This is a genomic window from Luteibacter aegosomatissinici, assembly GCF_023078495.1.
GTDB classification, from domain to species: domain Bacteria; phylum Pseudomonadota; class Gammaproteobacteria; order Xanthomonadales; family Rhodanobacteraceae; genus Luteibacter; species Luteibacter aegosomatissinici.
In genome coordinates this window covers 1,638,685-1,653,076 of sequence record NZ_CP095742.1, presented here as the reverse complement: position 1 = coordinate 1,653,076, position 14,392 = coordinate 1,638,685, and the positions used below count along the sequence as shown (strand labels likewise).

The window sequence follows — 14,392 nt, the reverse complement described above, 5'->3', positions numbered from 1 at the left end:
CCTGGCCCCGCTATACCGAAACGGTTAAAGGCCAAAGGCCGAAACGGCAAGGGAATGGGGTGCAAGGGGAAAGGCCCTACCTCGAAAAGGCCAAAAGGCCTCCCGGTCAGCTCGCCACCAGGACATCCGCATGCTCTCTCTGTTCCAGCGAAAACGGCCATCGGTCGCGGCTACTCCGTCGCCAGCACCCGCCACTGATCCTCCGAAAGGGCTGCTGCGGCCCGAGTCGGCCGCATCCCTACTGGCGACACCGCGCCGGCAGAAGCTGCTGGAACACATCTGGCAGCGCACGTCGCTGTCGCGCAAGCAGTTCGCCACCCTCTATGGCGCACCGCTGGAGCGCTACGCCGAGCTGGTCCAGCAGTTTCCCGCATCGGAGGCCCATCACCACGCATACCCCGGTGGCATGCTGGACCACGGCCTGGAGATCGTTGCCTACGCCCTCAAGCTGCGTCAGTCGCACCTCCTGCCGGCCGGCAGCACCCCCGAGGACCAGGCGGCGCAATCTGAAGCCTGGACCGCCGCCGTGGCTTACGCGGCACTGCTGCACGACATCGGCAAGCTCGCTGTCGATCTGCACGTCGAACTGGCCGACGGCAGCACCTGGCACCCCTGGCACGGCCCCCTGCGCCAGCCGTACCGCTTCCGCTACCGCGAGGACCGCGAGTACCGGCTGCACACTGCCGCAACAGGCCTGCTATATCGCCAACTGTTGGACGCCCAGCTTCTGGACTGGCTCAGTCGCTACCCCGCCCTGTGGGCGCCGCTGCTCTACGTATTGGCTGGGCAGTACGAGCATGCCGGCATGCTGGGCGAGCTTGTCGTACAGGCTGATCGTGCTTCGGTGGCGCAGGAACTGGGCGGCGACCCGGCGCGCGCCATGGCCGCACCCAAGCACGCACTGCAGCGCAAGCTGCTGGACGGGTTGCGCTACCTGCTCAAGGAAGAGTTGAAGCTGAACCAGCCGGAAGCCTCCGATGGCTGGCTCACCGAGGATTCCTTATGGCTGGTAAGCAAGACGGTCTCGGATAAGCTCCGTGCGCATCTACTGTCCCAAGGCATCGACGGCATCCCCGCGAACAACACCGCCGTGTTCAACGTGCTTCAGGATCACGGCATGCTGCAGACTACATCGGACGGCAAAGCGATCTGGCGCGCCACCGTGACCAGCGCCACCGGCTGGTCCCATTCGTTCACTCTGTTACGTCTCACCCCCGCCTTGATCTGGGACGCGACCGAGCGGCCTACGCCATTCAGCGGCACGATCCAGGTGGACACCGTTACTGCGACGGCGCCACAGATAGAGATAACAGGCGAGTTTGCATCAGGAGGTAGCGCTGGGATGCCAGCACCCGCCGCTCCGGCTCAATCCATAACGGCACCGACTGCTGACGGCGTCGATGTGCTGCTTGGGTTGCTAGGCCCTGACATGCAGCCCATTACGGAAAGGTTTGAATCTGCGCCAGTTGCATTAACTGGGGATGCGACGCAGCAAATTATTGTTCCGGAGCAGAAGGTCACTGTTCCGAACAAAGCCCAAGTGTCTGGCGAGCACTTCATGGATTGGCTCAAGAAAGCCATCTCAAGCCGCAAACTCATCATCAACGACGCACGTGCGCTGGTGCATACCGTGGACGGCACGGCCTTTCTAGTCAGTCCTGGCCTGTTTCAGCGGTATGCCCAGGAATATCCGCAGGTTGCCAGCCTGGCAGGGCTGGAGAACGCGGCCGACTGGCAGTGGGTTCAGAAACAGTTCGAACGGTTGCATCTGCATCGCAAGCAGGCGAGCGGCCTCAACATCTGGACGTGCGATGTGACCGGCCCGCGCAAGGCGCGCCGCTTGCACGGCTACCTCTTGAATGCCCCTTCGGGGCTGTTTGAGGAAATCCCGCCAGACAACCCATACCTGTCGGTACAGGTTCGTTCCTCGGCTATCTGACCCGCTTTCAGAGCTCCATCAGTGAAAGCTTCGAGGCGGCACGGAAGCATCTCCGCCCGAGGAGTAGCGAGTCGACCGCTGGTCCGCGCACACAAAATTCTCGATCCGAAGCCTTGAATGTAACTCCATGATCCTCCGAGAATTAAGTACTATTCTCCGAATTTGTAGACTTCTTGGAGCATGGATAGCCAGTATTGTGTAAATTGTGATGGCACATTCCTAGACTAAAATAGTATGGATCTACTAGATCATAAAACGCCGCTGACCTCCCGAGAGACCATCACCAGTGAGCTTGCCTCGATCGTGGAGCGCTTCTCGCCCATCGATGGCGAGCATCGCGTTGCGATCCCATCTCTGACGTTCTGGCGCTTCTCCGCACCGTCGAAGGAAGAGTCAGCCTTCAGCAAAGTGGCACTTATCTTCGCCGCGCAAGGAGCAAAGACTGTTACTGCGGGCGATATGAGTTACGACTACGACTCTGAACGGTGTTTGGTCACATCGATTGATATCCCGATCATCGGGCGAGTGACCAAAGCGAGCCGCGAAAAACCTTACCTGTGCTTCTCCTTTGAGATTGACATGGAAAAGGTCGCACATCTGGTTGCCACTCGTGAACTGCCGCCTCCCGATGAGACCCCGCTCGGGCTCGGCATCAGCGTAGGGGATCTATCGCTGGATTTGCTGGATGCCGCATACCGGCTGGCTAGGCTCCTTGACACGCCTAAGCACATCCCAGTACTGGCGCCATTGATCGAGCAGGAAATCATTTATCGGCTGCTGATGAGCAGTCAGGGGATGCGCCTGCGTCACGCTTTAGTGGCCGACAGTCGCGCTTTCAAAGTGGCCAAGGCTGTCGAGTGGATTAAGGCTCACTTCGATGTACCTATGAGGATCGACGATCTGGCAGAGCACGTAAACATGAGCGTTTCCTCATTGCATCAACATTTCAAAGAAGCGACGGCACTGAGTCCTCTGCAATATCAGAAACGGTTGCGACTCTTCGAAGCGCGCCGTCTTATGCTTAAGCGCGCAAGCGATGTGGGGGTCGTTGCTTCGATGGTGGGCTATGACAACCAGTCGCAGTTCCATCGTGAATATAAGAGGCTGTTCGGTGCGCCCCCTATGCAGGATGCGATGAGACTTCGAGCGGAGTCTTGAAACATGTCGCGCCAACGTGCCAATTAGTCTACGACTTCTCCATGGCGAACTCTCGCGGGCGCTGGACTGGTCGACTACATGTGAGGCGTCCACAGATAGCACCACGTAGAGACAAGCACTCAGCGGGATGCGCCACGTATCTTAAACTCATTGCTTGCCCAGTCGAGAAACACTCGTACCCGTGGCGACAATTGCCGGTTGCGCGGATAGACGAGCGACACAGGCGCCGACGGCGGTGGGCGTTCGCGCAGCACGGGGACGAGGCTACCGCGCTTGAGGTCTTCATCGATATGGAAGCGCGGCATCTGCGCTAGACCGAAACCAAGCCGTGTTCCGGCCAGATAGCTTTCCGGTCCTGTCACCGATAGTGTGGCCGGTAGCGTGATGCTCTCGTGCGCCTCGCCGCCGGTGAATTCGAGCGGCATCAAGTTGCCACTCGAAATCAGGCGAATGCCCACCATACGATGCCCGGAGAGGGAGGCGACATCGGTCGGCGTGCCGAACTTCTTCAGATAGCCGGGCGTGGCGCAGGTCACACGTTCCAGCATCGCCACCTGCCGCGCGACGAGATCGCTGTCCGGCAGCCTGCCGTAGCGCAGCGCGCAATCCATGCCTTCCTGCACCAGATCGATCCAGCGGTCGCTTTCGCTCATCGAGAGTTCGATGTCCGGATAGTGCTCGAAAAACGCTGGTAAGCCGGGCATGAGAAAGTGGCGGGCGAGAGTACCCTGTACTTCGACACGCAACTGCCCCTTGGGTTGCGCGCCAAGAAAGGCTCCTTCCGCGTCCTCCAAGTCGTCCAGGATGCGGACGCATCGCTGGTGAAAAGCCTCACCGTCAAGCGTTGGACGCACCACGCGTGTGGTCCTCTGTAGCAGCCGCGCACCCAGCCTAGCCTCCATCTCGGCGACTACTTTCGTTGCTGTCGAGCGAGGGATTTCCAAGTCGTTTGCCGCCAACGTGAAGCTGCGCCGCTCCACGATGCGCACAAAGAGCCTTAGTGCATCCAAACGATCCATGACATGTTCCCCAGATTGCCTATTGTTCGTCCTCAAGAAATAGTGATGTGCACTTTACACCGATTATCTCTAGCAGGGGAGATTGCATAGTTCTTCTAACGCCGCGATCCCCGCGGTCTGAAAGGAGAACTTCCATGACTACCCAAGAGAAAATTGCCCTAGTGACGGGCGCTTCGCGTGGCATCGGTGCGGCCATTGCCCGACGTCTGGCCGCGGATGGCTTCACCGTCGTTGTCAACTACGCCGGCAATGCGACCGAGGCCGAACAAGTGGTCGCCGATATCGAGAAGTCCGGCGGACGCGCGATCAGTGCCCAGGCCGATGTCAGCGATGCGGCCGCCGTGTCGCGCCTGTTCGACGGTGCCGAAGCGGCCTACGGCGGCATCGACGTTCTCGTCAATAACGCCGGCATCATGAAGCTCGCGCCGCTTGCCGATAGCGACGACGCGTTGTTCGATAGCCAAGTCGCCGTCAACCTGAAAGGCACCTTCAACACGTTGCGCCTCGCATCGCGCCGCCTGCGCGATGGCGGCCGGATCATCAACTTCTCCACCAGCGTAATCGGGTTGAGGCTGGAGAACTATGGCGTCTATGCCGCGACCAAGGCTGCAGTGGAGACGCTGACCGCCATCCTGTCGAAGGAGCTGCGCGGCCGTTCGATTACGGTCAACGCCGTGGCGCCTGGTCCGACCGCGACCGATCTGTTCCTTCACGGCAAGTCCCCTGAATTGATCGAGCGCATGTCGAAGATGAACCCGCTGGAACGCTTGGGTACGCCGGATGACATCGCACATGCGGTGGCCTTCCTGGCCAGTCCGGCCGGCGGCTGGATCAACGGCCAGGTTCTGCGCGCCAACGGCGGGATGGTCTGACCGCGGGCTCCCCGCCGCCCGAATCCGCAGTCTTTCCCATCAGGAGAAGTTTCATGAGCAAGATCATCCTCATCACCGGCGCTTCCAGTGGCTTCGGCCGCCTGACTGCCGAGGCACTGGCCCGCGCCGGCCACACCGTCTATGCCTCGATGCGCAACACCGCCGGCCGCAACGCCGCAGTCGTCGAACAGATGGCCGCCTTCTCGCAGGACAACGGCGTGGACCTGCGCACGGTCGAACTGGACGTGCAATCGCAGGACTCGGCTGATGCCGCCGTGGCGCGCATCATCGCCGCGGCCGGCCGCATCGACGTGCTGATGCACAACGCCGGACACATGGTGTTCGGTCCAGCCGAAGCCTTCACGCCCGAACAGTACGCGCAACTCTATGACGTCAACGTGCTGAGCACGCAGCGCGTCAACCGCGCCGTGCTGCCCCATCTGCGCCGCCAGCGCGAGGGGTTGCTGGTGTGGGTGTCCAGCAGCAGTTCGGCCGGCGGCACGCCGCCGTATCTGGCGCCATACTTCGGCGCCAAGGCGGCGATGGATGCGATTGCCGTGCAGTACGCGCGCGAACTGTCGCGTTGGGGCATCGAGACCTCGATCATCGTGCCCGGCGCCTTCACCAGCGGCACCAACCATTTCGCCCATACCGGCACGCCGGCCGATGCCGCGCGCGTGGCCGAGTACGAGGCCGGTCCATACGCAGGCTTCGGCGAACAGGTGCAGAAGGCCTTTGCCGAGATCGTGCCGGCGGATGCCGATGCGGGCCTGGTGGCCGAAGCAATCGTCAAGGTCGTCGATGCGCCGTTCGGCAAGCGTCCGTTCCGCGTGCACATCGATCCGACCCAGGACGGCGCAGACGTCGGCTTCACCGTGCTGGACCGCGTGCGTGCCGAGATGTTGCACCGGGTAGGACTCTCCGACCTGCTCAAGCCGCGGACCAATTGAACGATCCAACCCCGAATGAGTCGCCGATCGCTGTTTCCTTCCTTGGGTGCGCGACCGGTGACTTGCCCAATTAAACCCTAATATCTTGGAGCATCCCATGAGCCACGCTCGCCAATCTCCCACTTCTTTCATCGTCACAACTCTCGTTGCCGCTGTCACGGCCGCCGTCGCGGCAGCAAGTAGTGCGGCACTTTCGCTGCCCGTCTGGGCCATGTTCATCGGCTGGATTGCATTCTTCACGCGCGGTATGAATACGCGAGGCGCCTTTGAAAATCTCGCTTGCGTCGGACTGGGCCTGACGATTGGTGCGATTGCGGCATTCAGCCTGCCGCACGTGGGATCTATCCTTGGGCCACGCTTGGCACTGCCTGTCGTAGTGTTTGTCGTCGCACTGCTCGTGGTTGCCATGCGCGGCATGCCAATCCTAAACAATCTGCTGGGCTACTTCCTCGGCCTGGTCGCGTGGTTCGCCGCACACCTGGAACCGTCCGCCGAAAGCCTGGCGCATCTCCTGGGCGCTAGCACGATCGGCTCGGCGGCGGGATGGGTCTCGCACTACGTGCCAGCCAGAATCGTGAAGCCGTCCTAATGGCGGCGGCCACCGTGAAAATATTCGGTATACCTTCGGCAAGCGGTCGCTTCGCTTGCACATCGATCCTGCTTAGGACGGTGCGGACTCTGGCTTCGCGCTATTGGGCCTCGTCCGCTCATAGAACTGCATCGGATCGGACTGTCCGCCCAGTTCAAGCCGCGCGTCATTACGTAATAGGCCATAAACCACTCCACCTCAAAAGTGGGCGTGGCTGACGATCGGTATCGAAAACCCCTGCTTTGGAGCGCAGCTATGCCATCCGTCGACACGTTGTTGCCCTTTGCCGGCATCTCGCTACTGCTGGCGCTCACGCCGGGGCCAGACAATCTCTTCGTCCTCGTCCAATCCGCCCGCTACGGTGTGCGCTCCGGTCTTGCCACCGTATTGGGCCTATGTACCGGCCTGATGGCCCACACTGCTCTAGTGGCCGCGGGACTTGGCGCCGTTCTGACGGCCTCGCTCACGGCCTTCACCATTCTCAAGGCCCTCGGTGCAGCGTATCTGGCCTTCCTCGCGTGGCAAGCGTTTCGGGCACCAGTAGGCGTCACAGAGACATCGAAGCTGGAAACGCACTCCACAAGGCAATCGTATGCCAAGGGTGTCGCCATGAACCTGAGCAATCCTAAGGTGATCGTGTTTTTTCTGGCCTTTCTGCCGCAGTTCGTTACCCCCGAGCGGGGCCAAGTCGCGCTGCAAATTGCCGTGCTGGGGCTGGTTTTTGCGGTTGCAGCCCTCGTGGTCTTCGCTGGCATCGCTTGGACAGCCGGCGCAGTTGGTCAGACGTTCATCCGCTCGACTAGCCTGCAGCGCTGTTTGAACTGGTTCGCGGGAACAGTATTCCTAGCACTGGCAGTTAAGCTCGCCGTGACATCGCGTCGCTGAAGCCCCATAAGACGTTCAATCATGATGCGCCGCTCTCTCTCGATCTTGTTTTCCTTGCTCACGGTCGGGTGTGCGCTGTCCGTGGCACCGTGCCACACCACCCAGGTCGCCTCCATGATGAAGCCCTCCGTCACCTACTTGCACCTCTTGCGTCATACCCCGTTCTTCACGTCGCTCAACACATCGCAATTACGCTGGACAATCGATCATTCGCGCGAATGGGAGACCGCCCCAGGAACAGTCATCGCATCCGGACCAGGAGATTCTGCGATGACCGATGACTCGATCTGGATATTGCTCGACGGACGCTGGCAGTTGGAGGAGAACGGCCACTCGCACCCGGCCGGCCATGCCGATCCAGGAAAGTGGTTCAGTGCGAACGAAGCCAGCGGCACTTGGCGACTAGTCACGACTGAACACAGCTACGTTATGCGGATCACCCGCGAGGACATGGACATTATGTTGGCAAAGAACTTCACATTCGACTCGCATCTGCGCGATGGCAAGGCCTACTACAGGATGTTGTTCGGGCCGGTAGCACCCCACCTATAGATCCCAGCAGCCATAGGCCGCACAGCAGCCAGATGGCTGAATTCATGTCCTCAGCTAGCTGTCTCGTCCTCGCTCGCAAATTACCTGATCACCGTAATGCCGCTGACTTCATGAGGTGTATATGGAGCCTCCAAGTCCTTGATCTCTTCATCGGTCAGTTTCACCGACAGCGCGGCGACGGCATCCACTAGGTGTTGCGCGCGGGTGGCGCCGATGATCGGTCCCGTGACACCCGGTTTCTGGAGTAGCCAGGCGAGCGCGACCTGAGCTCGAGGAATTCCGCGCGCCTGCGCGATTGCTCCGACTCTCTCAACGATCTGAGCGTCGCTTTCGACATAGAGTGATCGTCCGATCTTGTCGGTCTCCAGTCGACTGGTGGTCTCATCCCATGCCCGAGTGAGACGACCGCGCGCCAAGGGACTCCATGGGATTACCGCCAGCTCCTGATCGCGGCAGAACGGCAGCATTTCGCGCTCCTCCTCGCGGTACAACAGGTTCAGGTGATTCTGCATGCTGACGAAGGGCGTCCATCCATTGAGGCGAGAAGTGTAGACTGCCTTGGCAAATTGCCATGTCGCCATGGAAGACGCCCCAATGTATCGAGCTTTACCTGCTTTCACCACATCGTGCAGGGCCTCCAGCGTTTCTTCGATCGGTGTATCGAAATCCCAGCGATGGATCTGGTACAGATCCACGTAATCAGTGCCCAGCCGTCGCAGGCTGTTGTCGATTTCCGCGAAGATCGCCTTACGTGACAGTCCGGCACCGTTCGGGCCAGCGTGCATGCGCATGAACACCTTCGTTGCCAATACGATCTCGTCGCGCCGAGCGTAGTCCTTGATCGCTCGGCCAATGATTTCCTCCGACGTACCATCGGAGTAGGCATTCGCCGTATCCAGAAAATTTATGCCAGCCTCCAGCGCTTGTTTAATGATCTCCCGGCTGGCGGCTTCGTCCAGTGTCCAGGCGTGATCGCCGCGCGAAGCATCGCCAAAGCTCATGCAGCCGAGCACCAAGCGCGACACCTCCATTCCCGTCCTGCCGAATTTCACGTACTCCATATCTGTATCCTTAAAGATGTGTGGCGCCTTAGATGACTAGTCAGGCCGCGCCTGGACGCCAGGGGTTGATCAAGCGCAGTTCCCGAAAGGAGCGCGCGAAAAGTGCTCAAAGACCTCACGCATCAGATCGGCCGAGTGGACATGATCCGTTCCTGGACGAATGCGGTGTCCGTCTAGGAACGTTTCATGCAATCGACGGGGACGGCAACGCAGCCACGATACTTCGCAAGGTAGTACTCGTATCGGCCGTAGTGCGCATGCCGTTGTTCACGACCGCCCACTGAATGTCTGGATCTGTACCGACCGCCCCTGAAGCCACCAGGCAACCTGTGTGGGCCACGAGGCGAATGGGGCTTTGGGGTCAACAGTGCCAAGTTCGGCTTCGGCATGTAGAGCGAAGTTCGGATCGGCCAGCGCCTCTCGGCCGATCGCGACAAGATCTGCCTGGCCGCTTTCCACGATAGCTTCCGCTTGACGACCATTGATGATCAGACCGACCGCAGCGGTGCCGATGCCTACTTCGCTGCGCACCTTCTGAGCGTAGGGAACCTGGTAGCCATAGCTCGACGGGTACTCGTAGCGCGGGGCGATACCTCCCGACGAGCAGTCGACGATGTCTACGCTGAGCGCTTTGAGACGACGGGCAAAGACTATCGTATCCTCGATAGACATGCCCTCACGTAGGCCATCGACGGCAGAGACCCGCACGAAGAGCGGCTTATCCTCCGGCCAGATCGCCCGCACTGCCTGTACGACCTCCAAGGGAAAACGCATTCTGCCTTCGAGATCGCCGCCGTACTCATCCTTTCGGTCGTTGGTCACAGGCGACAGAAAGCTGTTGAGCAGGTAGCCGTGCGCGCAATGCACCTCGATCACATCGAAGCCAGCTGCGTCGGCACGTCGCGCCGCATCGACGAAAGCCTGTTTAACCTCGGCCATTGTCGCGTTTGTCAAAGCCGTAGGCTTTAACCAGCCATCGGCATACGGCTTGTTGGAGGCAGAGACCACAGGCCACGGTTGCTCGCCGCGCTGGAAGTCGCTGTCATCGAGGGCGCCGTTGCCTTGCCAAGGCCGCTGGCTGGCCGCCTTCGGTCCGGCATGCGCGATCTGGATGCCTGCCACGGCGCCGTACATCTTGAGCGCCTCCGCAATGCGCCGCAGGCCGGGGATGTGATCGTCCGACCAGAGGCCGAGATCGCCATGGGTGATACGGCCCTCGGGAACGACCGCCGTCGCTTCGACCATGATCAGGCCAAAGCCGCCCATAGCGAATCGCCCGAGATTGATGAGGTGATGATCGTTAACATAGCCCCCCTGCGCCGAGTATTGGCACATCGGAGAAACGACCAAACGGTTGCGCAGTGTCACGTCGCGCAGCGCAACAGGTTCGAAGAGCTTCACTTTTCCGATCCTTTTTAATTAGGTTTTAAGTTGCGTCGGTTATCCGGCGATATTGGTGACCATTGCGCAACGGCGCAGATCCATTTCACCTTCCAGCACTTCGGGAAGTGCCGCGACGAATGCCTTCATGTAGGGCTGCTCGAAATGCAACGTCAGATCAGCTTCTGCCTTCCAGTTTTCGTAGAGCACCCAGACATCCGGATCGTCATTCGAGCGATGCAGGTCGTAATTGATGTTGCCAGCCTCGGCGCGCGAGGGTTCGACCAGGGTGCCGAGACGGCGTCCCAGTTCGTCACCGAGACCGGGCTTGGCTCGAATGAATGCGATGAGCGTGAGTTGTACGCCGTATGTCGGCACCGGTGTGGCGCGCGTGGATTGTGCGGTCATGATCTTCTTCCGAATCAGTAGAATTACGCTGCGTGCCTCCAAGTAGCGGCATCCTGCAGCCTTTAGTCAGGGCAGCGCGCGTGGGTGTATCCAGCTTCCCGGGTGCGCTCGTCTCCTGAGCTCAACGGCATTCGGCGACAGAGGTGGGGTCCGTCGTCGCAGGCGCTGGGCGCGGCGCCGGGGCGAGGTCGGCGACGAAGTGCAGGCCGCCCGCTCCTTCCGTGAGCGGACGCGCCAGGTTCCGCTCGAACATCGCAAAGAGTGCCTTGGTATAGGGACGCTCGAAGTGGCTGTCCAAAGCCTCCTTGTTGCGCCAGATCTCGTAGAGAACATAGCTACGCTCGGCGCCGAGGACCTTGTGGACATTGAAAGTCACGTTGCCAGGTTCCAGGCGGGAGCAAGTGACTGAACGCTGGAAAACCTTCTCGAACTCAGCTTCGGCGCCCGGCTTCACGTCGAAGTTGACGACGAGAGCAACTTCGCCGGTAGGCCCTGCCTTGATATCAAGGGCCAACGCGCTTTGCGACGAAATGATTGCCGTTGCGGCGACGAAAGCGCCAAGGATGTACTTCTTGAAGTGATTCATCAGATTCTCCTAAAAGGTTTGAGTATTCCGCGGCTTATCCCGGCACGGGATGACGTTGTAATCGGGATGGACACGCCGGATGTCTGGCAGGTCGTCTTCGATCAGGCAATCGAATAGCCGGCGTCGACCAGCAGGCCGTGGCCCGACACGAACGACGCATCATCGGAAGCAAGGAACGCCACCACGGTCGCTACCTCTTCCGGCAAGCCTGCCCGACCGGGAACGGTCGAGGCCGCGAAAGCGTCCTTCGCTTCAGTGCTCGGCCAGATGCGGTCCTGGAACGGCGTGTCGATGATTCCGGGATTAACGGCGTTGACGCGCACGCCTTGCTTGAACAATTCGATCGATGCGGTCTTGGTCAGCCCCAGTACTGCATGCTTGCTGGCGATGTAGAGACCAGCGTTGGCAAAGCCAATCACGCCGCCCATCGACGCGTTGTTGATGATGGTGCCGCCGCCTTGCGCCAGCATGGCCTTCGCCTCGTGCTTCATCGACCAGAAGACGCCACGGACGTTGGCATTGAAGATCGTGTCGTAGACCTCGTTCGACTGCTCCACGAACGGCGTGAACTCGCCTTCGGTACCAGCATTGTTGAAAGCGACGTCGATCCGGCCATAGGTCGAGATCGTCGTGGTGACTAGATCGATCACGTCCTGCTCGATGTTGATGTCGGCAACAGCGGCCGTCGCTTCACCGCCTTCGTTCCGGATCTCGGCCGCGAGCGCTTCGATTTCAGGACGACGTCGCGCACTGACGACCACTTTGGCGCCACGGCGAGCGAGCTCGATGGCAGTAGCTCGGCCGATACCGGAGCTTGCGCCGGTGATCAACGCGACCTTCCCGGAAAGCGTCCGGGGCGAGACTTTAATGCTCATTTTTTTCTCCAGATTCAAATGGTTAGACCGTAAAGAAGCGAGATATTGGGGTTCCTGCTCATTTCTTTGACGGTATTCTGGAGCGTTTGATTGATATGATAAAGTAGCCAATATTTGTTACGATGATGAATGAGGCTCACCAATGGAGAACGCAGAACTCGCCGAGTTGGCCGTATTTGCGTCAGTCGCAAGGCACCTGAGCTTCCGCCAAGCAGCTACGGAACGAGGGACGTCCGCTTCGGCGGTAAGTCATTCGATACGCAGCCTTGAGGGCCGCGTGGGTGTGCGTCTTTTTCATCGCACCACGCGCAGCGTGTCTCTGACGGAAGCAGGCGAAGCGCTGCATGCCCGGTTGCAGCCAGCACTAGCTGACATGCGGAGCGCCTTGGATGGGTTGAACTCGTTCCGTGCCACACCGTTCGGCACTATCAGGTTAAATGTTCCAAACTCGATCGCGCCCTATGTGTTGGGTGACGCAATGGAACTCTTGGCCGCCAACTCTGGGCTGAAGTTGGAAATCGTTGCCACCGACGCATTAGTCGATATCGTGCAGGAAGGTTTTGATGCAGGTATTCGCTTCGGTGAGCGCCTGTCGCAGGACATGATCGCGGTGCGAATCAAGCCAAAGTTTCGATTTACCGTAGTCGGTTCACCAAGCTACTTCGAGAGGAAGCCACCTCCCATGGCACCTCACGATCTGCATGACCACGATTGCATTCGATATGCTTTTCCGAGCGGGACTACCTTTAATTGGGAGTTCGCCAAGGAGGGCGAGATAGTGAAGGTCGAGGTCGCTGGTCCCCTGACGGTCGATAGCCAGGAGTTGATGGCGGATGCGGCGGCAAGGGGGCTGGGCCTCGCATACATATGGGAGGATCGCGCCGCACCGTATCTGCACGATGGCCGACTGCGCCGCTGCCTCGAAGACTGGTGCACCATCGACGAAAGCGTGTTTCTCTATTTCCCCAGCCGCAAACATCAATCAGCGGGGCTTAGAGCGTTGGTTGAGATCATGAAGGCGTGAGGAAAAAACCGGAATGCAGGAGTCGATACCGCGAGATGGACCAGTTCAAGCAATCTAATGGAATCGGGTGCCGCAGATCACCTTGTTTTGCTCTAGAAAAAAAGCGAGAGACGGATGGAATTTATTCAATTAATGCGTGTGTTCTCGAAATTGGCAGAGCTCGGAAGTTTCACAAAGGTCTCCGATGCGATGGAAATTGGTCGCCCTCAAGTGACGGTGGCGATTCAAGAGCTTGAAAATAAGCTCGGCGTCCGACTTTTCCAGAGAACGACAAGAAAGGTCAGCCTCACCCAAGAAGGCGAGAGCTTTTACCAACGAGCCGAAGAGATTCTTCGGAGCGTATCAGAGATTTCGACGATGTTCGGTACTTCCGGCGCCCCGCCCACAGGCAGGGTACGCTTAAATATATCTGCCGCACTCGCACAGCAGAAGTTCATAGATTTATTAATGCAATTTCACAAAATTCACCCTGGTATTGAGCTCATTCTGGGGGTCACTGACCGTGCGGTCGATTTGATTTCTGAAGGGGTGGACTGTGCATTGAGAATCGGCGAACTACGAGACTCCAGCATGGTGGCGCGGAGGATCGGCAACGCGGTAATGGTGACTTGCGCGTCGCCAAGCTATCTTGCGGAGTTCGGAAACCCTAGCTCAATCGAGGATCTTCCGAGCCATCGAAGCGTAAGTTTCGTATCTGGCATGAGCAACCGCCCATTGCCATGGAACTTCAGTATTAACGGAGAAGATCGTACCTATACCGGCCGCGGAAGCATAAGCGCCAACGAGTCGAAAGCGTATATTCGGTGTGGTTTAGCGGGATTCGGCATTATCCAAGCCCCCGGCATAGCCGTCGATAAACATCTTGCCAGCGGTGCACTAGTTGCGATTCTTGAGGATATTAAACCGGCGCCCCGCCCTATATCGCTTATCTATCCGACACGCAGCCATTTAGCACCTCACATTCAAATTTTCTTCAACTGGTTAGCGGAGAGATTTGCGAGCATCGACGATACTTGGATAGAAAGTCAAACTTAGCCGCTCGATACCCTTAGACTTGTCTTAACTTCCCAAGCCCCTTTGCCCCGCCTCCTAGC

Annotated in this window: 15 protein-coding genes; 9 read left to right on the top strand and 6 right to left on the bottom strand. The window is 59.2% G+C overall.

Annotated features, from left to right (window positions below):
• Positions 1 to 130: 130 nt before the first annotated feature.
• Entirely contained in the window at positions 131 to 1,939 is a 1,809-nt protein-coding gene (gene mobH / locus L2Y97_RS07365) for a MobH family relaxase (protein ID WP_247434901.1), read from the top strand.
• A gap of 234 nt (positions 1,940 to 2,173) precedes the next feature.
• The gene (locus L2Y97_RS07360; protein ID WP_242558321.1) at positions 2,174 to 3,097 is read left to right on the top strand and encodes an AraC family transcriptional regulator; all 924 of its coding nucleotides are present in this window, start codon (positions 2,174 to 2,176) and stop codon (positions 3,095 to 3,097) included.
• 119 nt (positions 3,098 to 3,216) lie between these two features.
• Here the strand turns inward: L2Y97_RS07360 and L2Y97_RS07355 are convergent, their stop codons facing one another.
• Positions 3,217 to 4,116: a LysR family transcriptional regulator gene (locus L2Y97_RS07355; RefSeq protein ID WP_242558320.1), complete on the bottom strand. Its 900-nt coding sequence runs from the start codon at positions 4,114 to 4,116 to the stop codon at positions 3,217 to 3,219.
• A gap of 134 nt (positions 4,117 to 4,250) precedes the next feature.
• Between L2Y97_RS07355 and L2Y97_RS07350 the strand changes: the two genes are divergently transcribed.
• The 5 genes from L2Y97_RS07350 to L2Y97_RS07330 all read left to right on the top strand — a co-directional run bounded on the left by L2Y97_RS07350 (position 4,251) and on the right by L2Y97_RS07330 (position 7,964).
• Complete coding sequence (locus tag L2Y97_RS07350; protein ID WP_242558319.1) at positions 4,251 to 4,988, top strand: SDR family oxidoreductase; 738 nt, start codon at positions 4,251 to 4,253, stop codon at positions 4,986 to 4,988.
• A gap of 53 nt (positions 4,989 to 5,041) precedes the next feature.
• Positions 5,042 to 5,938 (top strand): SDR family oxidoreductase, encoded by an 897-nt coding sequence (locus tag L2Y97_RS07345; protein WP_247434899.1) that lies wholly within the window; start codon positions 5,042 to 5,044, stop codon positions 5,936 to 5,938.
• A 97-nt stretch (positions 5,939 to 6,035) separates the two neighbouring features.
• Positions 6,036 to 6,527 carry a DUF1097 domain-containing protein gene (locus L2Y97_RS07340; protein WP_247434897.1) on the top strand — a complete coding sequence of 164 codons (492 nt, stop codon included), beginning with the start codon at positions 6,036 to 6,038 and terminating at the stop codon, positions 6,525 to 6,527.
• A 255-nt stretch (positions 6,528 to 6,782) separates the two neighbouring features.
• Positions 6,783 to 7,412, top strand: a complete 630-nt coding sequence (locus tag L2Y97_RS07335; RefSeq protein ID WP_242558316.1) for a LysE family translocator — start codon at positions 6,783 to 6,785, stop codon at positions 7,410 to 7,412.
• 114 nt (positions 7,413 to 7,526) lie between these two features.
• Positions 7,527 to 7,964 carry a cyclic nucleotide-binding domain-containing protein gene (locus L2Y97_RS07330; protein ID WP_247434894.1) on the top strand — a complete coding sequence of 146 codons (438 nt, stop codon included), beginning with the start codon at positions 7,527 to 7,529 and terminating at the stop codon, positions 7,962 to 7,964.
• A gap of 80 nt (positions 7,965 to 8,044) precedes the next feature.
• Here L2Y97_RS07330 and L2Y97_RS07325 read toward each other — a convergent pair whose 3' ends face one another.
• The 5 genes from L2Y97_RS07325 to L2Y97_RS07305 all read right to left on the bottom strand — a co-directional run bounded on the left by L2Y97_RS07325 (position 8,045) and on the right by L2Y97_RS07305 (position 12,274).
• Entirely contained in the window at positions 8,045 to 9,025 is a 981-nt protein-coding gene (locus tag L2Y97_RS07325) for an aldo/keto reductase (RefSeq protein WP_247434892.1), read from the bottom strand.
• A gap of 267 nt (positions 9,026 to 9,292) precedes the next feature.
• Positions 9,293 to 10,426 (bottom strand): NADH:flavin oxidoreductase/NADH oxidase, encoded by a 1,134-nt coding sequence (locus L2Y97_RS07320; RefSeq protein ID WP_247434890.1) that lies wholly within the window; start codon positions 10,424 to 10,426, stop codon positions 9,293 to 9,295.
• A 39-nt stretch (positions 10,427 to 10,465) separates the two neighbouring features.
• Positions 10,466 to 10,813 (bottom strand): putative quinol monooxygenase, encoded by a 348-nt coding sequence (locus L2Y97_RS07315; RefSeq protein WP_242558312.1) that lies wholly within the window; start codon positions 10,811 to 10,813, stop codon positions 10,466 to 10,468.
• Between the two features lie 121 nt (positions 10,814 to 10,934).
• Positions 10,935 to 11,399: a putative quinol monooxygenase gene (locus L2Y97_RS07310; RefSeq protein ID WP_242558311.1), complete on the bottom strand. Its 465-nt coding sequence runs from the start codon at positions 11,397 to 11,399 to the stop codon at positions 10,935 to 10,937.
• Between the two features lie 101 nt (positions 11,400 to 11,500).
• Positions 11,501 to 12,274, bottom strand: a complete 774-nt coding sequence (locus tag L2Y97_RS07305; protein ID WP_247434887.1) for an SDR family NAD(P)-dependent oxidoreductase — start codon at positions 12,272 to 12,274, stop codon at positions 11,501 to 11,503.
• Between the two features lie 142 nt (positions 12,275 to 12,416).
• On the opposite strand from L2Y97_RS07305, the gene L2Y97_RS07300 reads away from it, so the two are divergent.
• Positions 12,417 to 13,298: a LysR family transcriptional regulator gene (locus L2Y97_RS07300; RefSeq protein ID WP_242558309.1), complete on the top strand. Its 882-nt coding sequence runs from the start codon at positions 12,417 to 12,419 to the stop codon at positions 13,296 to 13,298.
• Positions 13,299 to 13,412: 114 nt separating this feature from the next.
• Positions 13,413 to 14,333 carry a LysR family transcriptional regulator gene (locus tag L2Y97_RS07295; protein WP_247434884.1) on the top strand — a complete coding sequence of 307 codons (921 nt, stop codon included), beginning with the start codon at positions 13,413 to 13,415 and terminating at the stop codon, positions 14,331 to 14,333.
• Positions 14,334 to 14,392 lie beyond the last annotated feature (59 nt).